This window comes from Sphingomonas sp. BRN-1R (assembly GCF_057748035.1).
In genome coordinates, this window is record NZ_CM173236.1 from 4,124,695 (window position 1) to 4,148,600 (window position 23,906).

Below are 23,906 nucleotides of genomic sequence, written 5' to 3' on the forward strand. Positions count from 1 at the left end.
ATGGCGCTCGCTCTCAAGTCCGGCGGCATCGCGTCGTTCACGCGGCAGGCATCGCTGCCCGTCGCGATCCTGATGCTGGTCGTGCTGATGGTGGTGCCGATCCCGTCGGCGCTGCTCGACGTGTTCTTCATCATGAACATCACGATCAGCCTCGCGGTGCTGATGGTGGCCTTGAACGCGCAGAAGCCGCTCGACTTCTCGGCCTTCCCGACCGTGCTGCTGTTCGCCACGCTGTTCCGGCTCAGCCTCAACGTCGCCTCGACGCGCGTCGTGCTGGTGCACGGGCATGAGGGCGAGAGTGCGGCGGGGCACGTCATCGAGGCGTTCGGCACCTTCCTGATCGGCGGCGATTACGTCGTCGGGCTGTTCGTGTTCGCGATCCTCGTCATCATCAACATGATCGTAGTGACCAAGGGCGCGGGCCGCGTGTCGGAAGTGTCGGCGCGCTTCACGCTCGATGCGTTGCCCGGCAAGCAGATGGCGATCGACGCCGACTTGAACGCCGGCCTCATCACGCCTGAGGAAGCCAAGCAGCGCCGCATCGACGTGGCGACCGAGGCCGATTTCTACGGTTCGATGGACGGTTCGTCGAAGTTCGTGAAGGGCGATGCGGTCGCCGGTCTGCTGATCCTCGCCGCCAACATCGTCGGCGGGCTGATCCTCGGCCCCGTCAGCCACGGCATGACGATCGCCAACGCCGCGCACAATTACGTGTTGCTCGCGATCGGCGATGCGTTGGTTGCGCAGATCCCGTCGCTGATGCTGTCGATCGCCGCCGCCGCGATCGTGACGCGGGTGAAGTCGAGCATGGACCTCGCCGGGCAGATCGGCAGCCAGTTCGGCTCGGCACGGACGTGGACGCCGGTGGCGATCATCCTCGGGCTGCTCGGCGTGCTGCCGGGCATGCCGCATCTGGTCATCCTACCCGCTGCCGCGCTCGCCGGGTTCTCGGCATGGAAGCTGCGCCAGATCGCGCGCCGCCCCGCGCCCGCCGAAGTCGCACCGCCCGCCGCCCCCGCCGACCTGTCGCGGATCGGCTGGGACGAGGTGACCGATGCGATGCAGGTCAATCTCGATATCGGCTACGGCCTCGTGCCGCTCGCCGACGAACGGCGCGGCTCGCCGCTGATGGCGCGGATCACCGGCGTGCGCCGCCAGCTTTCCAAGGATCTCGGCTTCGTCGTGCCGCAGGTGCGCGTGCGCGATGATATCAACCTCGCGCCCTACACGTACCGGATCGTCGTCGGCGGTGTCGTCGTCGGCGAGGACAGCGTTTCGCCGGACGAGATGCTCGCGCTCGATACGGGGCAAGCGGTCGGCGAGTTGCGCGGCAAGAAGGCCAAGGATCCGACGTTCGGGCTCGACGCGGTGTGGATCGCGCAAGGCGATACCGATGCCGCCACAGGTGCTGGCTATCTCGTCGTCGATCCCGGCACCGTCGTCGCGACGCACCTCAACCACCAGCTCGCCAGCCACGCATCCGAACTGCTGGGGCCGGACGATGTGCAGGCGCTGCTCGACGGGCTGAAGGAGCGCGCCGCCAATCTTGTCGCGGCTTTGTCGCCGACGCCGCTGCCGCTCACCACACTCACTCAGGTCCTGCGCGGCCTGCTTGCGGAGAACATCCCCTTGAACGAATTCCGCCGGATCGCCGCCGCGATCGCGGTCGCCGCGCAGAAGTCGCTCGACGCGGACGACATCATCGAACTGATCCGTCCCGAACTCGGCGGGCTCATCATCTCCAAACTGTGCGGCGTGCGCGAGCCGCTGCGCGTGATGACGCTGGAGGGGCAATTGGAAGGTCTGCTCGGTCAGGCGATGCGCGCCGATACGTCGCGCCGCCACACGATCGAGCCGGATCTCGGCCGCCGCATCGTCGAGGCGCTGCAACGCGCTGCGCAACCGCTGATTGACGAGGCCAAACCGTTCGCGCTGGTCGTCCAGCCCTCTATCCGCGTGGCGATCCGCAAGCTGGTGCGCACCTGCCTGCCCGACACGCCGGTGATGAGCTTCTTTGAAGTGCCCGAGGAAAAATCGGTCGAGGTCGTCGCAGTGATCGGCGCAGCCGGAGCGCTGCCGGCATGAGCGCGCTTCCTCTCCGTGACGCTTTCGCCGACGCGATGCCGCTGACCTATGCCCGCGACGGCGCGCGCGACGTCGCGGCGCTGGCGCGCAAGCACATGCCGCTGGTGCGGCGCATCGCCTGGCACGTCCACGGCAGCATGAGCAGCGTGGTCGAGGTCGAGGATCTCGTCCAGATCGGGCTGGTCGCTTTGGTCGAGGCCGCCGCCGCGTTCGAGGAGCGCGGAGCGGTGACGTTCGAACAGTATCTCGTCACCCGCGTGCGCGGCTCGATGATCGATGCTCTGCGCCGGCAGGCGACCCTCACGCGCGGCGCGATGCAACGTCGCCGGCTCTACCAGCAGACGCTCGCGACGATGACCGCCGAACTGGGCAAAGCCCCCGCCGAGGCGGCGATCGCCGAACGGCTCGGCGTCGCGCCCGACAAGCTGCGCACCGACTATGCCGCCGCGGAAGCCGTGCGCTTCGAACCGATCGACGACGTCTATTCGGACGAAGGCCCGTGGTTCGCGAGCGAGGAGCCCGATGCGTTCGAGCAACTCGCCGAGGAAGGCCTGCGCAAGGCTTTGGTCGGCGCGATCGCCGCACTGCCGACACGCGAGGCGCAGGTGGTGCAGCTCTATTATGTCGAGGAACTCAACCTCGAGGAGATCGGCCAGGTGCTCGGCGTCGGCGCGGCGCGGGTCTGCCAGATCAAGAAATCCGCGCACGACCGGCTGAAGAAGGCGCTCGCCCGGCAGGTTTGAAGCGGGCGCGTTGCCGCCCTTCGTCGCCCCGGCGCACGCCGGGCCCGCTGTGTTTCTGGGCGACGGGTTCGCCAGGCTACGCAGCGGCCCCGGCCTGCGCCGGGGCGACGTGCGTTTGGCGGCGGCAGGATCGTACCGCGGTGCTTGCTGCGCTGCGTTCGGTCAGGGCCCCTCCACTCTTTAAGGCAAGGCGCTTCCCCTAGATCGTCGCCCCGGCGCAGGCCGGGGCCGCCGCGTTTCTGCGCGACCGGCTCGCCAGGCTACTCAGCGGCCCCGGCCTGCGCCGGGGCGACGTGCCAGCCCCCTCGAACGCGACAAACCCCGGCGGCCTCGCGGCCACCGGGGTTCGCATATCGCTCTCGCAACCGAAAGCCGGTCGGCCCCGACACCCAATGGGGGGCGGCGCCGGAGCCTTCGCCCGATTACTGGAGCAGCTTCATCACGCCCTGGGTCGACTGGTTCGCCTGCGCGAGCATCGCGGTCGATGCCTGGCTGAGGATCTGCGCCTTGGCGAGGTTGGTCGACTCGGCCGAGAAATCGGCATCCTCGATGCGGCTCTGCGCGTCAGACAGGTTGGTCGAGTTGGTGGTGAGATTGTTCACCGCCGAGGTCAGCCGGTTCTCGGTCGCGCCCAGACCCGCGCGCGTCGTCGCCACCTTGGAGATCGCTGCGTCGTAATCGTCGAGGCTCGCATCCGCCACCGAAGCGCCGCTCGCGACGACCTTGGCGAGATCGGTGTCGTCGGTCAGTTTGGGCAGCGACAGCGTGACCGTATCGGACGTGTTGGCACCGGCCTGGATGGTCACCGCGCCGTCCGTGCCGGCGGTGCCGTCGAACAGGTTCTTGCCGTTGAACTGGGTGTTGGCCAGCACGCTGGTGATCTGCCCGGCAAGCGCGTCCTGCTCGACCTTGATGTTGGCGATGTCGCTGTCGGAATAGGTGCCGTTGGCCGACTGGACCTTCAGCTCGCGCATGCGCTGAAGCATGTTGGTGACTTCGTCGAGCGAACCTTCCGCGGTCTGCGCCATCGAGATACCGTCGTTGGCGTTGCGGATGCCCTGGTTCATGCCCGTCACCTGCGACTGCATCGAGGTGGCGATGGCGAGGCCGGCGGCGTCGTCCTTCGCGGAGTTGATGCGCTTGCCGGTCGACAGGCGCTCCTGCGCGGTCGACAGCGCGATCGACGCCGAGTTCGAGGCGCTCGACGCGCGCAGCGCGGAGATGTTGCTTCCGATAACAGTCATGGTGTGTCTCCATTAGCCCGACGTTTCGCCGCCGCCCCCTGGCGGAGCGCAGAGCCGTCGGATGGAGGAACGACCGGTTGGAAGGCACCTTAAACAAAAAAGATGCGCGTGCCGCTGAAGACCCCGGCGGCGGTGCCGCCGGGGTCTCGCGCGAGTGTCGCGCCGGATACGCGGGCGCGAACCCGCTTGCCGGCCCCGGAACGCCCGGGGGGATGCGTGCCGGAACCAGGCCGGCAAGAGATGGCCGCGGCGCTTAGCGCAGCAGCGTCATCACGTTCGAGGTCGACTGGTTCGCCTGCGCGAGCATCGCGGTCGAAGCCTGGCTGAGGATTTGCGCCTTGGCGAGGTTGGTCGATTCGGCCGAAAAGTCGGCGTCCTGGATGCGGCTCTGCGCGTCCGACAGGTTGGTCGAGTTGGTGGTGAGGTTGTTCACCGCCGAGGTCAGCCGGTTCTCGGTCGCGCCGAGGCTCGCGCGCGTCGTGCCGATCTTGGAGATCGCCGCGTCGTAATCGTCAAGCGTCGCGTCCGCCACCGACGCACCGCTCGCGACGACCTTGGCGAGATCGGTGTCGTCGGTCAGCTTGGTGAGGTTGAGCGTGACGGTGTCGTCGGTATTGGCGCCGGCCTGGATCGTCACCGCGCCGTCGGTGCCAGCCGAACCGTCGAACAGCTTCTTGCCATTGAACTGGGTGTTCGCCAGCACGCTGGTGATTTGCCCGGCAAGCGCATCCTGCTCGGTCTTCATGTTGGCGACGTCACCGTCCGAATAGGTGCCGTTCGACGACTGGACCTTCAGCTCGCGCATGCGCTGGAGCATGTTGGTGACTTCGTCGAGCGAACCTTCCGCCGTCTGCGCCATCGAAATGCCGTCGTTGGCGTTGCGGATGCCCTGGTTCATGCCGGTGATCTGCGACTGCATCGACGTGGCGATGGCGAGGCCGGCGGCGTCGTCGCGTGCCGAGTTGATGCGCTTGCCGGTCGACAGGCGCTGCTGCGCGGTCGACAGCATGCTCGACGCCGAGTTCGAGGCGGCCGAAGCGCGAAGGGCTGCGACGTTGGTTCCGATAACGGTCATGGCTTGATGTCTCCAAATGGCCGCTCCGCCGCCCCCACCCGATGCGGAGGGCCAAGCTGCCAAGAGGAGAAACGGCAGACGCTTGCCGGGCTTTAGGCGAAAAATTGCCGGCAACCGGCGGGGGCTTGCCGCCGATCCCGTTTTTCGGCGTGAACGCCTCCGAAACGGCGGAAACCGTCCTACGCGGGCGCGCCCGGAAATAACGCGAAACAGCGGAAATATCTTGCCGGGCGGCAATATGCTTAACCGCTCGTTTACCAGAATTGACGCATTTCATGCCCCGTCAAAGGGGAAGTTCATGCGCTCCATCGTTCCGTCGGCCGCCGTGCTCCGGCAGAAATTCACGCTCGTCTCGTCGCTGCGCGCGCAGGGGTTCAGCGTTGCCGCCGCCGGCGGCAAACCGCAGCCGGGCGAAATCTACCTCGTCGCCGAGGGTGAGCCGGTCGTGGCACCCGCGCGCACCGTGATCCTGGGCGAGGACGGCCGCTACGTGATCCCCTCGCGCGACGGCGCACCGGCGCGGGTCGGGTACGACAGCAGCGACGCCGCGGTCGGCAACGCCTTCGTCCGCGCGCTGGTCGCCGAGGCCGAAGCGCCGACCGCCGCCGACCCCGAGAGCCTTGCGCTCTATGCGCTGGCCGAGCGGGTCGCGCAGGCGGACATCACCGTGCTCATCAACGGGCCGACCGGCACCGGCAAGGAAGTGCTGGCGCGCACGATCCACCTCGCTTCGGAACGCCGCGACAAGCCGTTCATCGCGATCAACTGCGCGGCGCTGCCTGAATCAATGCTCGAGGCGATGCTGTTCGGCCACCAGAAGGGCGCGTTCACCGGCGCGTCGTCGGGCGGCGAAGGCTTCTTCCGCGCGGCGCACAGCGGCACTTTGCTGCTCGACGAGATCGCCGAGATGCCGATCCAACTTCAGGCCAAGCTGCTGCGCGCGCTTCAGGAGCGTGAGGTGGTGCCGATCGGCGCGTCGCAGCCGATCGCGGTCGATGTGCGCGTGATCGCCTGCGCCAACCGCGACTTGCAGGATGAAGTCGCCGCCGGCCGGTTCCGCGCCGATCTCTACTATCGGCTGTCGGTGTTCCCGCTCTCGACCAAGCCGCTCGCCGACCGCCCGCAGGATATCCCCGCGCTCGCCGCCACGCTCGTGCTGCGCCACGGCGGCAACCGCAAGACGGTGCCGTGGCTCGATGCGTCGGCGATCGCGGTGCTGATGGACCATGCCTGGCCGGGCAACGTCCGCGAGTTGGAGAACGTGATCCAGCGCGCGTTGCTGTTCGCCGGCGGCGACATGATCGCCGCCGAGCACATCGTATTCGACCGGCCGAGCGCGCCGGTCTTGCCTACGCCCGCGCCGGTCATCGCGTTGCCGGTCGCGACGCCCGAACAGCCTGCTCAACCGGCCACCCTCGGCAACATCGTCCAGATGCACGAGTTCCAGGCGATTCGCGACACGCTCGCCGCATGCGGCGGTAGCCGGATCGAGACCGCACGGCGGCTCGGCATTTCGGAGCGCACCTTGCGCTACCGGCTCGCCAAGGCACGCGAACAGGGTGAGGACATCACTGCGCCGCGTGCCCGGGTGATGTCGGCATGAGCACGATTTCGGGCCCGATGGGGGTCGATCGGGTGATGGCGCTGCGTGCGCAAATCCTCGAACGCAATCAGGCGCTCGCCCGCGCCAGCGCGACTGACGCCGCCGCCCCCACCGGCGCAGCCAAGCCGGCGAGCTTCACGTCGACGATGGAAGACGCGCTGAAGGCGGTCAACCAGGGGCAGAACGACGCCGCCAAGATCACCGAAAGCTACGAGCGCGGCGAAACGGTCGACATCGCCAAGGTGATGCTCGCCCGCCAGCAGGCGTCGGTCGGCTTCGAGGCGACCTTGCAAGTCCGCAACAAGATCCTGTCCGCATACAAGGACATCATGAGCATGCCGGTCTAAGCCATGAGCAACGCCCTCACCCCCACTCCCAATCCCGTTGCGGCCTTGGTGCCGGAACGCTTCGCCAACCCGCTGCGCCAGATGCAGGGCCTGCTCGCGCAGCCGGCGGTGCGGCGCAGCCTGCCGATGGCGATGCTGGTCGGCCTCGTCGTCGCCGCCGCGCTCGCGTGGCTGATGCTCGCCACGCCGACGCAGAAGACGTTGTTCCAGTCGCTGCCCGATGCCGACAAGGCGTCGGTGACGGCCGCACTCGATGCCGCCAACATCAAATCGCACATCGACGGCGGCACCGGCGCGCTCACCGTCAACGAGGATGATTATTCGCGCGCGCGCATCCTGCTCGCCGGCCAGGGTCTGCCCAAGGCGGCGCCGGGCGGTTACGCGATCCTCGACCAGTTGCCGATGGGCGTGTCCCGCGCTGTGGAAGGCGAACGGCTGCGGCAGGCGCGCGAGACCGAACTGGCGCGCTCGATCCAGGAGATCGACGCGGTCGCCGAAGCGCGCGTCCACCTCGCCATGCCCGAAGCATCCGTGTTCGTGCGGGACAATGCCGCCCCGTCCGCCTCGGTGATCGTCAAGCTCCAGCCGGGTCGCTCGCTCGGCGATGCGCAGGTGTCGTCGATCATCAACCTCGTCGCCTCGTCGGTGCCGGGGATGAAGCCAGACGCGGTGACGATCGTCGACCAGATGGGTGGCCTGCTCACCAAGGGCGACCAGAGCGCCGCCGGTGCCGCCACTGATGAGCGCGTGCGGTTTCAACGCACTGTCGAGGAGAAGTACCGCGCGCAGGTGATGCAGTTGCTCACGCCCTTGGTCGGAGCCGGCAATTTCACCACCGAGATTCAGGCCGACGTCGATCTCGACGAGACGCAGGCGACACGCGAAAGCTATGACAAGACCGGCACGCTGCGCGCCGAACAGGGCCAGTGGACCGGCAACCAGAAGGACACGTCCGCACCCGGAGGCATTCCCGGTGCGCTCTCCAACACGCCGCCCCCGGCCTCGCAACTGAGCGTGCCGCAGCCGCAGCCGACTCCTGCCGCCGGTGCCGCGCCCGGCGCGACCACGCCCGGTGCTGCCACCACGCCCGGCGGTCCGATCACCGATGCGATGAAGCAGAGCGATCAGTTCGCCCGCGCCTATGATCTCGGCAAGGAAGTGTCGGTCACGCGCGGCGCGCCCGGCGGCATCAAGCGGCTGTCGGTGGCGGTGCTGCTGCGCGATCCCGAAGGCGCCAAGCCGCGCTCCGCAATGGAGATCCAGCAGATCACGCAACTGGTGCGCACTGCGGTCGGTTTCGATCAGAGCCGCAACGATCAGGTCGTCGTCATCAGCCGCAAGTTCGCCGGACCGGCCGAGCTCGACGCCAAACAGCCGTGGTACGATGCCGGCTGGCTGCCGGTGGTGGCGCGCAACGTCACCGCGATCGTCATCGCGCTGCTGGTGCTGTTCCTCGGCGTGCGCCCGCTCGCCAAGGCGCTCCTCAAGAAGCCCGACGCGGCGATCGACCCGGCCGCGCGGCTGGCGATGCGCGCCGATGGCACGCCCACCGATGGCGGCGTCGATGAAGATGGCCAGGTGGTGATGCCACCTGCCCCGGTGTCGATCGACGCCCTGCAGAACGCGGTCAAATACGACGACCGCATCGGCATGGTGCGCGGCTTCACCCGCGACAATCCCGCGCGCGCCGCGCTGGCGGTGCGCGACATGATCAAGGCGGATGCGAAATCATGAACGCCGTGACCACGATGCGCAGCTATACCGGCGTCGAGCGCGCCGCGGTGCTGATGATGCTGGTCGGCGAGGAAGAGGCTGCCGCCATCCTCCAGAAGCTCGAGCCTGAGGAAGTGCGCCAGCTCGGCAAGGCGATGTTCGCCGTCGCTGATGTAAGCGAGGCCGAGGTCGAGAGCGTGCTCGACGATTTCATCGACAAGGCGCGCGAGCGCACCTCGATCGGCTTCGACCCGCGCCCCAAGATCGAATCGGTGATGACCCGCGCGCTTGGCCGCGAAAAGGCCGACAGCGTGCTGGCGCGGATCGTGCCCGCGCAGGATGCCTGCCAGATCGATTTGCTCGACTGGCTCGACGCCGGCGAGATCGCCGCGACGATCGAGAAGGAGCATCCGCAGATCGCCGCCGTGCTGATCGCCAACCTCGATCCCGCCGTGGCGGCGCAGGTGCTCGAACTGCTGCCCGACGCGGTGCAGCCCGACATCATGCACCGCATCGCCCGGCTGGGGCCGATCACGCCCGAGGCGGTCGATACGCTGCGCACCGTGCTCGCCAAGCGCTCGGCCAAGACGCAGGGCAGCGCGGGCGTCACGCTGGGTGGCACCAAGGAGGCGGCCAGGATCATGTCCTCGGCGCGCAAGGCGACCGAACAGCGCGTGATGCCCAAATTGTTCAAGATCGACCGCGAAGTCGCCAAGGCGATCGAGGAGGCGATGTTCGTGTTCGACAACCTGCTCGACCTCGACGATAAGAACCTCGGCACGCTGATCCGCAACATCGACGGCGACGTGCTCACCCGCGCGCTGAAGGGCGTGGACGAGGCGGCACGCGGCCGGTTCCTCGGCTGCATGTCAGCACGCGCCGCCGATGGCATCCGCGACGAGATGGAATCGCGCGGGCCGATGAAGCTGTCCGAAGTGCTCGAAGCGCAGAAGGTCATCATCCAGGTCGCGCGCAATCTCGCCAAGGACGGCACGATCCAGATGGGCGGAGGCGAGGACGATTATGTCTAGTTTCACCTCCGGCCTCGTCGCCGCGCGACACGATGCCTTGGGCGAAGCGCTGCAACGCGCGTTCGCCGCCGTGCCGGGTTTCGCCGCGGCCGACGTGCGCGGGCTGGTGCAGCCGGTGTCGTTCGCAGCGCAGGGCGAGCGTACCGCCCCGGCCAATGGCGACGGCCCGCGCCACTTCTCCCCCGCCGACCCGGCCACCAACCCGACCGAAGGCTGGGACCCGTTCGAGCCGGAGGCCGAGCCGGCCGCGCCGAGCGTGTTCGTCGATCCGGTCGAGGTCGCGCGCGCTGCCGGGTATGAGGCGGGCTATGCCGATGCGCTGGCCGAAGCGCAGACGGCAGCCGCGCGCGATCAGGCGCTGCTCGGTGCGCTGGGCGAGGCGTTGCAGGGTGGGCGTCTCGACCGTGAGCGCATGGCGCGCCAGTTGCGCCAGACCGTGCTGTACCTCGTCACGCAACTGGTCGGCGAGGTCGGCATCGCGCCCGATCGGTTTACCGCGCGGATCGCCGCCGCCACCGATCTGCTCAGCGATCAGGCCGAATCCGCGATGCTGCGCGTCCACCCGCAGGATGTCGCCTTGCTCGACGGCAAGCTCCCCACCACCGTGTTCGCGGTCGGCGATGCAGGCGTGGCGCGCGGCAGCTTCGTGCTCGAATCGGCTTCGACCATCGTCGAGGACGGCCCCGAACTGTGGCTCGAACAGCTTGCCCATACGATCGAGCGCGTCGCCATGCCCGAGGGCCACGCATGATGCTCGGCCGCTTCACCGGCGACTATCTCGATGCGCTCGGCTCCACCCATTTCGCGCCTGCGCCGAAGGTGTCGGGGCGGCTCGCATCCTATGACGGTCTGCTGATGGAGGCGGTCGGGCTGTCGCTGCCGGTCGGCACGGTGTGCCAGATCGGCACGAAAGGTGCCGGCGTCGAGGCCGAGGTGATCGGTTTCCGCAATGGCCGCACGCTGCTGATGAACCTTGGGGGGCCGGCACCACTGCTACCGCAGATGCCGGTGCGCCCGGTCGGCGAGCCCGGCGAGGCGGAGGTCGGCGCGGCGCTGCTCGGGCGGGTGCTCGACGGCGCGGGCAAGCCGATCGACGGGCTCGGCCCCATTCGCGGCGCGGGGCGCTGGCCGCTCGCCGGCAAGCTGCAAAGCCCGCTCGATCGCGGGCGCGTGCTGAAGCCGCTCGACGTCGGTGTGCGTGCGATCAACGGCTTGCTCACGGTCGGGCAGGGTCAGCGCATCGGCATCATGGCGGGATCGGGTGTCGGCAAGTCGGTGCTGCTCGGCATGATCGTGCGCGCCGCCAAGGCCGACGTGATCGTGATCGGGCTGATCGGCGAACGCTCGCGCGAGGTGGCCGACTTCCTTGAAACCAAGGTCGCAGGTGAGGCGCGCAAGCGATCGGTGGTGGTGGCGGTGCCCGCCAACCATTCGCCGGTGCTGCGCATCCGGGGGGCGTTGCGCGCCACCGCGATTGCCGAGGCGTTTCGCGCCGAGGGCAAGCAGGTGCTGCTCATCATGGACAGCCTCACGCGCGTCGCCCATGCCGGGCGCGAGATCGGCCTCGCGCTCGGCGAGCCGGCGTCGGCGCGCGGCTACCCGCCGTCGGCAATCGCGATGCTGCCCAATCTGATCGAGCGCGCCGGCACCGACGTCAACACCGGCGGGTCTATCACTGCGATCTACACCGTGCTGGCCGATGGCGACGACGGCAACGATCCGGTGGTCGACTCCGCACGCTCGATCCTCGACGGGCATATCGTGCTGTCGCGCGCGCTCGCCGAGCGCGGCGTGTATCCGGCGATCGATATCGGCCCCTCGGTCAGTCGCGTGATGACCGACATCACCCCCAAGCCGCACCAGCAGGCGGCGCGAACGCTCCGGCGGCACCTCGCCACCTATGAGGAGAATCGCGATCTCGTGCTGATGGGTGCATATCGCAGCGGCGCCGATCCCGCGATCGACGCCGCGCTCGCCGTGCATCCCGCGATCATGGAATATGTGAAGCAGGACCCGGACGAGATGGTGCCGCTCGCCGATGCGGTGATGGAGCTGACCGGTGTGTTCGGTGAAGGCTGACCTCGTTCCGTTCGTGCCGAGCGAAGTCGAGGCACCTGCGCTCCGGGCCCATCCCTCGACTTCGCTCGGGACGAACGGGTGAGTCGCGATGGCCGATAAGAAGAAACTCGAACGCCTGCTGCGCGTCCGCACGCTGCAACTCGGACTGGTGCGCGCCGACGAGGCGCAGGCGCAGGCGCGCGTGGCGAGCGAGGCGAACCTCCGCGCGCGCATCGCCAGCCTTGCCGACAATGTCGCGCCCGCGCCGAATCCGGCGCCGACCTCCAGCCTGTCGCTTGTCGCCGCCGCGCACTTCCGCGAGCGGCTGCACCAATCGGCCGAGGCCGCGGAGGGCCGTGTTCGCGCGGCGCAGGCGGTGGCGGTGCGCGCGGCCGAGGCGACGCGCGAGGCCAAGCGAGACCAGAGCGCCATCGAGAAGCTGATCGAGCGCGCCGCGGCCGAGGCTGCGATCCGGGAAATCCGCGCGCTCGAAGCCGCGCCGCCCACCCGAAAGATTCGGCACGATCCTTGCTGATCCACGCCTGAGCGCCTGCGGGCGCACGCTATCGGGGGATCAATGGTCGCACTTTTATCCGTCACGCAAGGCGCGCCCAACGTCGCGGGCCTCCGTGCCGCGTCGCGCGCGGATATGGACGGCGGCTTCGCGCAGACGCTCGCCGCGCTGGCCGGCGGCGACACGGGCGAAGCATCGCCCCAACCGCCGACCCTGCCGGAAGATCGGCAAGATGGTGCCGAAGACGGCAAACCCTTGCCCAATCGCGCTGCCGATCCCGCCGCGCCCGCGACGCTCGACCCGCGTCTGCTCTGGCTTCCGGCCAGCCTGTTGCCGGTCGCGCCGCCGGCGCCAGCCGCCCGTGCGGCAATGCCCGCGCCACAGCCGGTCGCCGCACCCACCGTGGCGGCGGCCGATCCGCTTGCGATGTCGGCTATAGCCGCGTCCGGCGCGACCGACGCCGACCAGACCGGAAAATCTTCCGCGAAGATGGCGGCCGGCGATAGCACGCTCCCGAATGCGCTTGCCGACCTGCTCCACGCGGCCAGGCAGATCGCCAACCCGACCGCCGGCCCTACCGCGATGCCTGCGCTGGTCCAGCCGCAACCCGCGCCATCGACCGGCGCGACGGTTTCCGCCGGGATCGCATCGCTCGGCCTTGATCCTGCCGTTCGTGACGAGCGCAAGAAGACGACCGCGGATCCGGTGCTTCAGCCGACGACGATGACGACCGAAGTCGCGCTCCAGAACGCTGTACAGCCCACCGCCGACACCCGTCACGTCCCGCTCGATCTGCGCGGCGACACCGGCTTGCAGAAGATGATCGACCATATCGAGACGCTGCGTGACGACGCTGACGCCAGTGACACGCGCATTCGCCTCGTTCCCGATGCGCTCGGCACGGTCGACGTGGCGGTGCGGCGCGATGGCGACGCGGTCCACGTCCACTTCACCGCCGAGAATGCCGCCACGCGCACCCTGCTGACCGATGCGCAGCCGCGCCTGGCCGAACTGGCCGATGCGCGCGGCGTGCGGATCGCCGGCACGAGCGTCGATGCCGGCACCGGCGGCGGCACGCAGCAGCAGCCCCAACCGCACCGGCCGGCTGCCTCCACCGCCAACCGCAGTGTTTCCACCGCAATCGAAGCGACGGGCGACGACGCCCGCCTCGCCTGAGGAGTTTGACCAATGAGTGACGCGAAGCCGGACGAGAAAGCGCCCAAGAAGAAGGGCGGCATGATAAAGATGCTGATGATGGGCGTCGGCCTGCTGGTGCTGGTCGGCGGCGGCGTGGCGGGCGGACTGTTCGCGGCCAAGGCCGGCTTCTTCGGCGGCGTGCCCGCCGGCAAGGCCGAGCCGGCCGGCCCCAAGCTCGTGCCCAAGACCGAACAGAAGCGCGTCAGCGCGAGCGGCGACGCCAAGGAAGGCGGATCCGCCGGCAACGCGCCGCCCACCGGCGAAGGCGGCGACAAATATGCCTCCAACTATTACGCGATGGACAAGGAGTTCACCTCCAACCTTCAGGACAGCGTGCATTTCGTCCAGGTCGGGCTCGCCGTATCGACGCCGTATGACGACAGCGTCATCGCCAATCTCAAGACCAACGAGATCGCGGTGCGCTCGGCGATCCTGATGGCGCTCGGCGACACCACCGAGGATCAGGTGTTCACCAGCGCCGGCAAGCAGCAGCTCCAGAAGCGGCTCGCCAAGGCGATCAACGACACATTGCAGCAAAAAGAGGGATTCGGCGGGATTGGTAACGTCTACTTTACCAATTTTGTTGTTCAGTGAAGATGCATGGTTAACGAGCCTTCACCCCTGATTAGCGAGCGGCGCGGCAGATCGCGTGCGGCGGATCATGGCGCGCTCGGCTCGTCCAACCTCAATCCGTTCGGCGATCTGCATACGGTGCAGCATCTCTCCGCACGGCTGGCGCGGGGGCTTCGCGGCGTGTTCGAACCGTTGCTGCGGCGCGAACTGCGCACCTGGGCCGAGCCGCTCGTGGTGCAGCGCTTCACCGATTACCGCGCCGAACGCGGTGCCGGGCTGACCGCGTGGCAGCCGCTGGCGATGGCGTCGCCCAAGGGCACCAGCGGGCAGGCGCTCGCCGTGTTCGACGGGCGCTTCGTGCTCGAACTGCTCGATCTGTTCTTCGGCGGCACCGGCGCCGCGCCGGCTGATATGCCGGGCGAATTCACCCCCGCCGCCGAGGCGCTGGTTGCGCGGATCGGCACGATGCTGATCGAGCCGCTGCGCACCGCGTGGGAGCCGCTCGCGCGGATCGACTTCACCGCCGGCCAGCCAGAGGCGAACCCCTCGCTTATCAACGATTTCGATGGCGAGGATGCGGTCGTCGTCACGCGCTTCGGGTTGGCGGCGGGGCGCGAGAAGCCGGTGTTCCTCGATCTGCTCTATCCGGTGTCCGGCCTCAAACCGTTCGCGCCGTCGCTGACGGGCAAGGTCCACGGCAAGACCGCCGAGCCTGACCCCACCTGGCGCGCCGGGCTGACGCGGGCGGCGATGAACGTGCGCTTCCCGATCCGCTCCGTGCTGGCCGAGCCGATGGTCTCGCTCGCCGTGCTGATGGACCTCAAGCCCGGTGACGTCATCCCGATCAGCGTCGGCGCGGAGGTGCCCGTCATGGTTGGCGGCGACCAGCTCGGCACCGGCACGGTCGGCACCTCCAACGGCAAGGCGGCGATCCGCCTCAACACGATTCGCGCATTTCACGAGGACGACCAATGAACGACATGACCGGCGCCTTTGCCGCCGAGGCGAGCATCGCCAGCAATTTCCGGCTGTTGCAGGATGTCGACGTCAAGCTGACGGTCGAGATCGGCTCGACCAGCCTGACGCTGCGCGAACTGCTCGCACTCGGCGAATCGAGCGTGATCGAGCTCGATCGCCACGCCAACGAACTGCTCGACGTGCTGGTCAACGGCACGCTGATCGGCCGCGGCGAAGTGGTGACGGTGGGCGACCGCTTCGGCGTGCGCATGACCGAGCTGGTCTCCCCGGACAAGCGAGCCTGATCCAGCCATGATGTGGTCGTACATCCTGAAGCTCGTCATCCTGTTGCCGCTGGTGTGCGGTCTGATGGTCGGTTGCCTGTACCTGTGGCGGCGGCTCGAATCGCGGATGCCGGGTCAGCCCGCCAACCGTATGCTGGCGGTCAAGGAGACGATGATGATCTCCCCCACCGTCAAGCTCGCCGTGCTCGAGTTCGAGGGCCGCAAGCTGCTCGTCTCGGTCAGCCGTGCCGGCGTAACCCTAGTGGATCGCGGCGGGGACGTGCTGAAATGAGCGTGACGGTGACGCGCAAGGGCAAGGGCCCGGCGCTGTTCAAGACCGAGGCACGGCCGCGCAAGGGCGGTTTGCTCGCCCGGCTGCTGCTCGTCGTGCTCGGCGTGGTGTTCACGCTGATCGTCGCGCATCCCGCGTTCGCGCAAACGCTTCCCGCCGTCACGCCACCCGCCGTGCCGGGCGCTGGCGATGCGGTCGATCATGCGCTGAAGGATCTCGGCGGCGGCAACGCGCCGCTCGCATTGAGCTTGCAGATCCTCATCATCATGGGGCTGCTGACGGTGCTGCCCGGCATCCTGCTGATGATGACGAGCTTCACGCGAATCCTGATCGTGCTGTCGATCCTGCGGCAGGCGCTGGGGCTGCAACAGACCCCGCCCAATCAGGTGCTGGTCGGGCTCGCCATGTTCCTGTCGTTCTTCGTGATGGCGCCGGTCATCAACGACATGAACACCAACGCGATCCAGCCCTACGCCGCCAGCAAGATCGGCGCGACCGAGATGATCCAGCGCGCCGCCGTGCCGCTGCACAGCTTCATGGCCAAGCAGACCCGCAAGAAGGACATCACCATGTTCGCCGGCATCGCCAAGAGCGGGCCGTATCAGAGCGCGAACGACATCCCGTTCTCGGTGCTGCTGCCCTCGTTCATCACCAGCGAATTGAAGACCGCGTTCCAGATCGGCTTCCTCGTGTTCCTGCCGTTCATCGTGATCGATCTCGTCGTCGCGACCGTGCTGATGGCGCTCGGCATGATGATGCTGTCGCCGACGATCATCTCGCTGCCGTTCAAGCTGCTGCTGTTCGTGCTGGTCGACGGTTGGGCGCTGACGATGGGCAGCCTCGCCAATTCGTTCGTGAGCTGATCCGATGGACGCAGATTATTTCCTGACGGTCGCCAACCAGATGATGTGGGTGCTGGCGCTCGCCTCCGCGCCGATCCTGGTGCCGGCGCTGCTCGCCGGCCTCATCACCGGCATGATCCAGGCGGCGACCTCGATCAACGAGGCGACGCTGTCGTTCGTGCCCAAGCTGATCGTGGTCGGTGTGTCGATCGCGATCTTCGGCGGGCTGATCCTCGGCCTCATCAGCGACTTCACGATCAGCATCTTCGAGCGGATCCCCGACCTCGTGCGATGAGCCAGCTCGGGTTCGGCCTTTCGATCGAGCCGCAGCTCTGGGCGCTGCTGTTCGTGATGATCCGCATCGGCGCGGCGTTCATCGCGGCGCCGGTGTTCAGCGCGGTGTCGATCCCGCTGATCGTGCGCGTGTCGCTGTCGGGCGCGATCGGCGTGCTGGTGCTGGCCGCGCATCCGGTGACGCCGCCGGCCAACATCTTTTCCGCCGTCACCATCCTCGCCGTCATCGCCGAGGCGCTGGTCGGCCTTGCGATCGGCTTCGTGTTGCAGATCGCGTTCGCCGCGCCGACGCTCGCCAGCGAGTTGATCGGCACGTCGATGGGGATCAGCTTCGCCAATGCGATCGATCCGCAGAACGGCCATTCCACGCCCGCGCTCGGCCAGTTCTTCTCGATGATGCTGACGCTGCTGTTCCTCGCGATGAACGGCCACCTCATCCTCGTCGAGATGCTGGTGAAGAGCTATTCGGTGCTGCCGCCGGGCCATGCCTGGCTCACCCCGGCGCAGCTTGAGAACATCGTGTTCTTCGGCGGCTATATCTTCGCCGCCGGGCTGCTGCTGGCGTTGCCGGTCGCCTTCCTGCTGTTCTGCCTCAACCTGATCGTCGGCATGGTGTCGCGCGCCGCCCCCGCGCTCAACCTGTTCGCGATCGGGCTGCCGACCAGCCTGCTCGTCGGCGTCATCAGCCTCGCGATCGGCTTCCCGGCGATGGGCGATTACATGCAGGTCATCATCGACGAAGCCTTGCGCGCCATGCAGACGTTGGTGCTCGGCTGATGGCGGAGGATGCCGGCGAACGCACAGAAGCCCCAACCGCCAAGCGCAAGAAGGACGCGGTCGAGAAAGGCGACGTCCTCCGCTCGCGCGATCTCGCCACCGCGCTCGTCATCCTCGCCGGCTGCGGTTGGCTGATGCTGTTCGGCCCCTCGCTGGTGGGCGCGTGCAAGGCGGTGATGACCTCCAGCCTCGCCTTCGGCCGCGCCGATATCGACGATTTCGAGCCGTGGCGTCCGCTCGAAGCAAGCGGCTGGCAGCTCGCGCCCGCGTTGATCTCGCTGTTCGCGATGACGATCGTCGCGGCGGTCGCCAGTTCGGCAGGGCTCGGCTCGCTGCGCTTCAACGCCAGCCTGCTTGCACCCAAGCCCGAGCGGATGAACCCCGCCTCGGGCCTCAAGCGCATCCTCGGGCCGAAGGGGTGGATCGAACTCGGCAAGTCGCTGCTCAAGGTCGTGCTGCTCGGTGCGATCGGCGCGTACATGCTGTGGTCGGTACGCGCGACCTCGCTCGCCTTGGTGTCGTCCGATTTCAACACTGCGATCGGGTCGCTCGGCGGCACGTTCATGGGCGTGCTGTTCGCGATGGCGTTCGGGCTGGTGCTGATCGCCGGTGTCGACGTGCCGATCCAGATCATCCAGTTGCTCGGCAAACTGCGCATGTCCAAGCAGGAGATCAAGGACGAGAACAAGGAGACGGAGGGCTCGCCCGAGGCCAAGCACGCGCTTCGCGCCCGCCAGCACCAGATGGCGACGCGCAGCATGCGCAAGGCAGTGAGCGAGGCGCATGTCGTGCTCACCAACCCGACCCACTTCGCGGTGGCGCTGCGCTACGACAGCGGCAAGGATCAGGTGCCGGTGGTCGTCGCCAAGGGCCGCGGCGTCACCGCGCTGGCGATCCGCGAACTCGCCGCCGAGGCGCGCGTGCCGGTGCTCGAATACCCTTCCGTCGCGCGTGCGGTCTATTACACCAGCCGCGAGGGGCAGGAGGTGCGCGACGACCTCTACCATGCGATCGCGACGATCCTGGCGTTCGTGTTCCGCCTCAACACAGCTGCCGGCGGCACCGCGACCGCGCCAAACGTGCTGGTGCCGCCGAGCGCACGGTTCGACGAGAACGGCGTGAAGCAGGGGTGACGGCAGCGTCCCCCCTCCCCGTTCATGCCAAGTAGCGACCGAGTAGGCGTAGCCGTATCGAGGGCGCGTATCGAGGCATCGCCCCGAGACCGACCTTTCCTTCGATACGCCGTCTCGATACGCCCTGCGGGTTACTCGACAGCTACTCGGGACGAACGGATGAGATTTGATCCTAAGCATCTCCCGCTCCCGGTCGTTTACGAAGGTGTACGACACCGGGAGTAGCGCGTGACCACGACGACGAGCAGCACCAGCTCGACCAGCACGGCGAGCACGACCGCGACGAGTTCGACCAGCAGCACGTCGAGCACGTTCAACGGCTCCTCGATTGTCCAGACGCTCGGCGCGGGGTCGGGGATCGACACCGCCGCCTTGGTCGATTCGCTGGTGCAGGCGTCGTTCGCCGCCAAGAACTCCGCGCTCAAGACCAAGGAAGACGCGCTCACCACGCAGATCTCCTCGATCGCGCAGTTGCAGAGCGACATCACCGGCTTCGCTTCCTCGCTCGACGCACTGGTGAAGGGCGGCTCGCTCGCCGCGCAGCCGACCTCGACCAACAGCGCCGTGCTGACCGCGACCGCGCTGTCGGGCGCGAAGCTCGCCAACCTGTCAGCCACGGTCGAGGTCGACCGGCTCGCCACCGCGCAATCGGCGATCAGCACCGCGACGTTCGCCAGTCGCACCACCACCGTCGGCACCGGCACGCTCACCATCACGCTCGGCACCGCCACCGTCGCGGACGGTGCGATGAGCGCGTTCACCGCCGGCAGCGCGGCCGCGATCAACGTCACGATCGACAGCAGCAACAACACGCTCGACGGCATCGCCAAGGCGATCAACCTCGCCAAGACGGGCGTCACTGCCAGCGTCATCACCGATGTCGACGGCACCGCGCGGCTCAGCATAAAGGGCGCGACCGGCGCGGCCAGCGCCTTCACCGTTTCAGGCGACTCGGCTGCGCTCCAGCAGTTCAACGTCGGCACCGACCAGAGCGCGACGACGATCACCAGCGCGGCGGGCAATGCGCAACTGAAGCTCGACGGCGTCGCGGTCGAGCGCGCGAGCAACACCGTGTCCGACCTGATCGACGGCGTGCAGCTCAACCTCAACTCGGCTTCGATCGGCAACCCCGTGACGCTCGGCAGCACGCAGCCGACCGCCGCGATCACGCAGGCGGTGAGCGATTTCGTCGCCACCTACAACCAGATCCAGACCGAACTGAAGACGCAGCTCGATCCGATCACCGGCCCGCTCAAGAACGACACCGCCACGAATGCGCTGTGGCAGTCGCTGCGTGGGCTCACCTTGCTGCCGATGCTGCGCAACCAGCCCGCCGGCACGCCCACGACACTGGCCGAACTCGGCGTCGCCACCAACCGCGACGGCTCGCTGACGCTCGACACGACACAGCTCTCCACCGCGCTGACCAACCATCCCGACGCGGTCGAGGCGATGTTCTCGACCGGCGTGCTGTCGAGCGGCGACGGCCTCAACGCCGCGTTCCAGTCGATCTCGCTCGCCGCGCAGAGCAGCCTCTACGGCCTCGCCGCCAGCACCAAGACCTATACCGCCAGCAAGGCCACCGTCACCGATGCCGAGACGCAGGCCACCACCGACGCGGCGACGATGAAGACGCGGCTCACCCAGCAATTCGCCGCGATGGATTCGAAGGTCGCCGCATACAAATCCACCCAGACCTTCCTCACCGCGCAGATCGCGGCGTGGAACGCACAGAGCAGCAGCTGATGTACGCGACGACATTCGGCCGCGATCCCGAGGCGATGTACCGCCAGATCGACGTCGTCGGCCGCGCCGGCGGCGCCGATGGCCCGGCGCTGGTGCAATTGCTCTACGAGGAACTGGTGCGGGCTTTGCGCAGCGTCGCGTGGGCGGTCGAGGCGCGCAACCTCGAGATGCGCAGCCAGAAGGTGACGCGCGCCACCGCCATCCTGTTCGCGCTGGAGGCAGGGCTCGACTTCGACGCGGGCGGCGACGTCGCGAAGACGCTGGCGCGGGTTTACGCGGGCGCGCGCAAGACGATCATCGACGCGAGCATCGGCCTCGATCCCGCGCCGTTCCGGCAGGTGGCCGATACGCTGGAGGAAATCGCGGAGGCGTGGCGGACGGTGCGGGGGCGGTAAGCGCCGCCCTCCCAAGGCGTTCGTGCCGAGCCCTTCGGCTGGCTGGCAAGCCAGCCGCGCAGGTACCTCGACTCGCTCGGGATGAGCGCATGGTTGCCCGCGCGTTAACCGAAAACTGATGTCTGCGCGGTACACGGGGCCATCCTGTCCAGCCGAGCATCGCCATGCATCCCCACGCAACACCTCGCAGCATCCTCGTCGTCGACGACAGCCACACCGCGCTGGCGGTGATGGGGCGGCGGCTCGGTCGACTCGGTTACGGCGTGGTGCTGTGCGACGGCGGCGCCGACGCGCTCGACCATATCGCCGCACAGCGATTCGATCTGGTGCTTGCCGACATGGTGATGCCGGGCATGTCGGGCATGCAACTGCTGCGCACGCTGCGTGCGCAAGCCGACACGCGCGACCTGCCGGTGATCCTGCTGACCGGCCGCTCCGATCCGGCGGCAGCGGTGGCGGCGCTCGCGGCAGGCGCAGACGATCATGTCGCCAAGCCGTTCGATTTCGACGTGCTGGCGGCACGGATCGCGCGCGTGATCGACCGGGCGCAGCGCATATCCGAACTCAAACATTCAAACGCCGCGCTCGACGCCTGCGTCGCCGAACGCGCGACAGCGCTCGGCGCGGCGCAGAGCGAACTCGCTGCCACGCGCGCCGACCGCAGACGGCTGGTCGCCTCGCTTCAGGCGCTCAACGATCGGGTCGAGCAGGCAGGCTGCTGAACCGATCGCGCTACGACCGGGTGACGACGACCGTCAGCCCGGGCGCGCCGCTTTCGGGGAGCGTTGCGACCCGAACCGCATCCGCGCGCGCCCGCGCAAGGACCGCCTCGGGCACGTCATCCCCCGCCACCACGCGCTCGGCCTGCGCCAGCCAGCGCGCCTCGCGCAGCGTGAGATCGTCAGGATCGTCCGAGCGCAACGCGATGCGGGCCACGTCGGCCGGCGCGTGACCGGCGCGGTCCAGCCACCCCGCGACCGCCTCCGCATCCCGCGCCAGCGGATCGAGCGCGCCGCCCTCCGCAAACGCCGCGCCAAGCGCCATGCGCCGCGCGCCCGCATCGGGGAAGCGCGCGCGGATCGCCGCGCGGGCAGCGAACAGCGCCTCGGCGAGACGCCCCAGCCCCGGCGGCAGCAGCGCCTCGAGCCGCTGGCGCAGCGCCGCCGCCAGACCGGCCGAGACTCCGCCGGTACCGATCGCGACGATCACCGGTGAGCGATCGACGATCGCGGGCAAGGTGAAGTCGCACAATGCCGGCCGGTCGACCGCGTTGACGAGGATGCCGCGCGCCTTCAACCGCGCCACCACCGCGTCCGCTTCGGCATCGTCTTCGATCGCGACGATCGCCAGCGCCGCCGCGTCGTCCTCGCCGACCACCAGCGCACCCGCGCGCTCGAGCAGCCGCCGCTTGGCGTCCGCCGCCGCGCCCTCGCCCACCAGCATCACCGCCCGGCCCTGCGCGCGGACGAAGACGGGCAGGCTGGCGAGCGTCACGCGGTCAGCCACTCCGGCAGGCGTTCGGCGGCGAGGATCGTCTCGGGCTGGATTCGGTCGGCGACCACCGCGTAGCGGTCGCCGCTGACCAGCACCTCGGGCACAAGTGCGCGGCTGTTGTAGGTGCTCGCCATCGTCGCGCCATAGGCGCCGGCGGTGCGGAAGATCGCGAGATCGCCCGATTTCACCGCGTCGATGTCGCGCCCCATCGCGAAGGTGTCGCCGCTCTCGCACACCGGCCCGGCGATGTTGGCGGTCATCCGCTCACCCGTAGGCCGTACCGCCTGGAAATCGTGCCAGGCATCGTACATCGCCGGCCGCGCGAGATCGTTCATCGCGGCGTCGACGATGACATAGGGGTTGGTGACGCCGGGCTTCACCCAGATCACCTTGGTCAGCAGCACGCCCGAATTGCCCGCGATCACCCGGCCGGGTTCGAACATCAGGGTCGCGTCCCAGCCATCGGTGACGCGCGCGACCATTGCGCCATAATCGGCGGGGCTCGGGAACACGTCGCCCGCCTTATACGGCACGCCAAGCCCGCCGCCGAGATCGACATGCGTGATCGTGTGCCCCGCGCCGCGCAGTTCCTGCACGAGCTGGCCGATGCGGCGGTAGGCGGCTTCGAGCGGGGCGAGATCGGACAATTGGCTGCCGATATGGATCGCAACGCCGCGCAGGTTGAGGCCCGCCAGCCCCGCCAGCCGGTCGAAGATCGCGCGCGCCTCGCTGATCGGCACACCGAACTTGTTCTCCGCCTTGCCGGTGGAGATCTTGGCGTGGGTGCCCGCATCCACATCGGGGTTCACGCGCAGCACCGCCTGTGCGACCGTGCCGCCCGCCGCCGCGATTCCGGCGAGGACGACCCCCTCCTCCTCCAGTTCGAGGTTGAACTGGCCGAGCCCGACGTCGAGCGCCTTGGTGAGTTCGCCGACCGTCTTGCCGACGCCCGAGAACACGATCTCCGACGCCGGAATCCCTGCGGCGATCGCGCGCGCGAGTTCGCCGCCCGACACCACGTCCGCGCCGTAGCCCGCATTGGCGAGCAGCCGCAGCACCGCGAGGTTGGGGTTGGCCTTGATCGCATAAGCGAGGTGCTTGCGCTTCACCCCCGACAGGCCGTCGCGGAACACCTCGGCGTGGCGCGTGAAGGTCGATGCCGAATAGACATAGACCGGCGTGCCGACCTCGGCCGCGATCCGTTCGAGCGACACGCCCTCGCAGTGCAGGGCGCCATCCACCAGCGCGAAATGATCCATTGCAGCGTGCCGTTCAGTTATGGGGTGGAAGGTCGAATTCGTCGCCGCGCCGGGTGTCCGATTTCTTGAGCAGCTCGTCGCTGCGCTCGGGCCGGTCTTGGCTGCTCGGTTTGAGCAATTGCGCCGCGGTCGGCGTGGCGCGCGCACCGTAGGGGGCGACCGGCAGCGACTGGCCGCTCTCCGGTTTCAGCTCGGACGCCGAGCCGCACCCGCCGAGCGCGAGCACAGCAACGAGGACCAGCCGCTTCAT

26 protein-coding genes are annotated in these 23,906 nt (G+C 68.4%); 21 read left to right on the forward strand and 5 right to left on the reverse strand.

The genetic code is table 11. From position 1 onward, the window contains the following. Both flhA and AC3ANX_RS19285 read left to right on the forward strand, forming a co-directional pair. Nucleotides 1–2,085, forward strand: coding sequence for a flagellar biosynthesis protein FlhA (gene flhA, locus AC3ANX_RS19280; protein WP_488334833.1), 2,085 nt, complete (start codon nt 1–3; stop codon nt 2,083–2,085). After that, nucleotides 2,082–2,828 carry a FliA/WhiG family RNA polymerase sigma factor gene (locus AC3ANX_RS19285; protein WP_488334834.1) on the forward strand — a complete coding sequence of 249 codons (747 nt, stop codon included), beginning with the start codon at nt 2,082–2,084 and terminating at the stop codon, nt 2,826–2,828. The genes flhA and AC3ANX_RS19285 overlap by 4 nt, the downstream gene beginning before the upstream one ends. A gap of 422 nt (nt 2,829–3,250) precedes the next feature. Here AC3ANX_RS19285 and AC3ANX_RS19290 read toward each other — a convergent pair whose 3' ends face one another. Further along, complete coding sequence (locus AC3ANX_RS19290) at nt 3,251–4,072, reverse strand: flagellin N-terminal helical domain-containing protein (protein WP_488334835.1); 822 nt, start codon at nt 4,070–4,072, stop codon at nt 3,251–3,253. A 253-nt stretch (nt 4,073–4,325) separates the two neighbouring features. Next, entirely contained in the window at nt 4,326–5,147 is an 822-nt protein-coding gene (locus tag AC3ANX_RS19295; RefSeq protein ID WP_488334836.1) for a flagellin N-terminal helical domain-containing protein, read from the reverse strand. A gap of 298 nt (nt 5,148–5,445) precedes the next feature. On the opposite strand from AC3ANX_RS19295, the gene AC3ANX_RS19300 reads away from it, so the two are divergent. The 19 genes from AC3ANX_RS19300 (at nt 5,446) to AC3ANX_RS19390 (ending at nt 21,625) form a co-directional block, all read left to right on the forward strand. Further along, a complete protein-coding gene (locus tag AC3ANX_RS19300; protein WP_488334837.1) occupies nt 5,446–6,750 on the forward strand; it encodes a sigma-54 interaction domain-containing protein in 1,305 nt (434 codons plus the stop codon). Further along, on the forward strand, nt 6,747–7,097 hold the full coding sequence (gene fliE, locus AC3ANX_RS19305; protein ID WP_488334838.1) for a flagellar hook-basal body complex protein FliE: 351 nt from the start codon (nt 6,747–6,749) through the stop codon (nt 7,095–7,097). The genes AC3ANX_RS19300 and fliE overlap by 4 nt, the downstream gene beginning before the upstream one ends. A 3-nt stretch (nt 7,098–7,100) precedes the next feature. Next, a complete protein-coding gene (gene fliF / locus AC3ANX_RS19310; protein ID WP_488334839.1) occupies nt 7,101–8,831 on the forward strand; it encodes a flagellar basal-body MS-ring/collar protein FliF in 1,731 nt (576 codons plus the stop codon). Then, nucleotides 8,828–9,841, forward strand: a complete 1,014-nt coding sequence (gene fliG, locus AC3ANX_RS19315) for a flagellar motor switch protein FliG (protein ID WP_488334840.1) — start codon at nt 8,828–8,830, stop codon at nt 9,839–9,841. The genes fliF and fliG overlap by 4 nt, the downstream gene beginning before the upstream one ends. After that, nucleotides 9,834–10,592: a FliH/SctL family protein gene (locus tag AC3ANX_RS19320; RefSeq protein ID WP_488334841.1), complete on the forward strand. Its 759-nt coding sequence runs from the start codon at nt 9,834–9,836 to the stop codon at nt 10,590–10,592. The genes fliG and AC3ANX_RS19320 overlap by 8 nt, the downstream gene beginning before the upstream one ends. Further along, nucleotides 10,592–11,920, forward strand: coding sequence for a FliI/YscN family ATPase (locus AC3ANX_RS19325; protein ID WP_488337007.1), 1,329 nt, complete (start codon nt 10,592–10,594; stop codon nt 11,918–11,920). Before AC3ANX_RS19320 ends, AC3ANX_RS19325 begins: the two co-directional genes overlap by 1 nt. A gap of 88 nt (nt 11,921–12,008) precedes the next feature. Further along, on the forward strand, nt 12,009–12,434 hold the full coding sequence (locus AC3ANX_RS19330) for a hypothetical protein (RefSeq protein ID WP_488334842.1): 426 nt from the start codon (nt 12,009–12,011) through the stop codon (nt 12,432–12,434). A gap of 42 nt (nt 12,435–12,476) precedes the next feature. Beyond that, nucleotides 12,477–13,589 (forward strand): flagellar hook-length control protein FliK, encoded by a 1,113-nt coding sequence (locus AC3ANX_RS19335; RefSeq protein WP_488334843.1) that lies wholly within the window; start codon nt 12,477–12,479, stop codon nt 13,587–13,589. Nucleotides 13,590–13,601: 12 nt separating this feature from the next. Next, the gene (locus tag AC3ANX_RS19340; RefSeq protein WP_488334844.1) at nt 13,602–14,204 is read left to right on the forward strand and encodes a flagellar basal body-associated FliL family protein; all 603 of its coding nucleotides are present in this window, start codon (nt 13,602–13,604) and stop codon (nt 14,202–14,204) included. Nucleotides 14,205–14,210: 6 nt separating this feature from the next. Then, the gene (locus AC3ANX_RS19345) at nt 14,211–15,158 is read left to right on the forward strand and encodes a flagellar motor switch protein FliM (RefSeq protein ID WP_488334845.1); all 948 of its coding nucleotides are present in this window, start codon (nt 14,211–14,213) and stop codon (nt 15,156–15,158) included. Continuing rightward, nucleotides 15,155–15,445 (forward strand): flagellar motor switch protein FliN, encoded by a 291-nt coding sequence (gene fliN / locus AC3ANX_RS19350; RefSeq protein ID WP_488334846.1) that lies wholly within the window; start codon nt 15,155–15,157, stop codon nt 15,443–15,445. Before AC3ANX_RS19345 ends, fliN begins: the two co-directional genes overlap by 4 nt. A gap of 7 nt (nt 15,446–15,452) precedes the next feature. After that, nucleotides 15,453–15,716 carry a flagellar biosynthetic protein FliO gene (locus tag AC3ANX_RS19355; RefSeq protein WP_488334847.1) on the forward strand — a complete coding sequence of 88 codons (264 nt, stop codon included), beginning with the start codon at nt 15,453–15,455 and terminating at the stop codon, nt 15,714–15,716. Beyond that, on the forward strand, nt 15,713–16,579 hold the full coding sequence (fliP, locus tag AC3ANX_RS19360) for a flagellar type III secretion system pore protein FliP (RefSeq protein ID WP_488334848.1): 867 nt from the start codon (nt 15,713–15,715) through the stop codon (nt 16,577–16,579). Before AC3ANX_RS19355 ends, fliP begins: the two co-directional genes overlap by 4 nt. Nucleotides 16,580–16,583: 4 nt before the next feature. Beyond that, the gene (locus AC3ANX_RS19365) at nt 16,584–16,853 is read left to right on the forward strand and encodes a flagellar biosynthetic protein FliQ (protein WP_488334849.1); all 270 of its coding nucleotides are present in this window, start codon (nt 16,584–16,586) and stop codon (nt 16,851–16,853) included. Next, nucleotides 16,850–17,629, forward strand: a complete 780-nt coding sequence (gene fliR / locus AC3ANX_RS19370; RefSeq protein ID WP_488334850.1) for a flagellar biosynthetic protein FliR — start codon at nt 16,850–16,852, stop codon at nt 17,627–17,629. Before AC3ANX_RS19365 ends, fliR begins: the two co-directional genes overlap by 4 nt. Then, complete coding sequence (gene flhB, locus AC3ANX_RS19375; RefSeq protein ID WP_488334851.1) at nt 17,629–18,762, forward strand: flagellar type III secretion system protein FlhB; 1,134 nt, start codon at nt 17,629–17,631, stop codon at nt 18,760–18,762. The genes fliR and flhB overlap by 1 nt, the downstream gene beginning before the upstream one ends. Before the next feature lie 228 nt (nt 18,763–18,990). Further along, entirely contained in the window at nt 18,991–20,508 is a 1,518-nt protein-coding gene (gene fliD, locus AC3ANX_RS19380) for a flagellar filament capping protein FliD (protein ID WP_488334852.1), read from the forward strand. After that, nucleotides 20,508–20,903: a flagellar export chaperone FliS gene (locus AC3ANX_RS19385; RefSeq protein WP_488334853.1), complete on the forward strand. Its 396-nt coding sequence runs from the start codon at nt 20,508–20,510 to the stop codon at nt 20,901–20,903. The genes fliD and AC3ANX_RS19385 overlap by 1 nt, the downstream gene beginning before the upstream one ends. 164 nt (nt 20,904–21,067) lie before the next feature. Beyond that, complete coding sequence (locus tag AC3ANX_RS19390; RefSeq protein WP_488334854.1) at nt 21,068–21,625, forward strand: response regulator; 558 nt, start codon at nt 21,068–21,070, stop codon at nt 21,623–21,625. A gap of 10 nt (nt 21,626–21,635) precedes the next feature. Here AC3ANX_RS19390 and AC3ANX_RS19395 read toward each other — a convergent pair whose 3' ends face one another. The 3 genes from AC3ANX_RS19395 to AC3ANX_RS19405 are packed head-to-tail and all read right to left on the reverse strand — an operon-like array spanning nt 21,636 to nt 23,906. Continuing rightward, a complete protein-coding gene (locus tag AC3ANX_RS19395) occupies nt 21,636–22,397 on the reverse strand; it encodes a precorrin-2 dehydrogenase/sirohydrochlorin ferrochelatase family protein (RefSeq protein WP_488337008.1) in 762 nt (253 codons plus the stop codon). Further along, nucleotides 22,394–23,656: a diaminopimelate decarboxylase gene (gene lysA, locus AC3ANX_RS19400; RefSeq protein ID WP_488334855.1), complete on the reverse strand. Its 1,263-nt coding sequence runs from the start codon at nt 23,654–23,656 to the stop codon at nt 22,394–22,396. The genes AC3ANX_RS19395 and lysA overlap by 4 nt, the downstream gene beginning before the upstream one ends. Before the next feature lie 13 nt (nt 23,657–23,669). After that, nucleotides 23,670–23,906: a hypothetical protein gene (locus AC3ANX_RS19405; RefSeq protein ID WP_488334856.1), complete on the reverse strand. Its 237-nt coding sequence runs from the start codon at nt 23,904–23,906 to the stop codon at nt 23,670–23,672.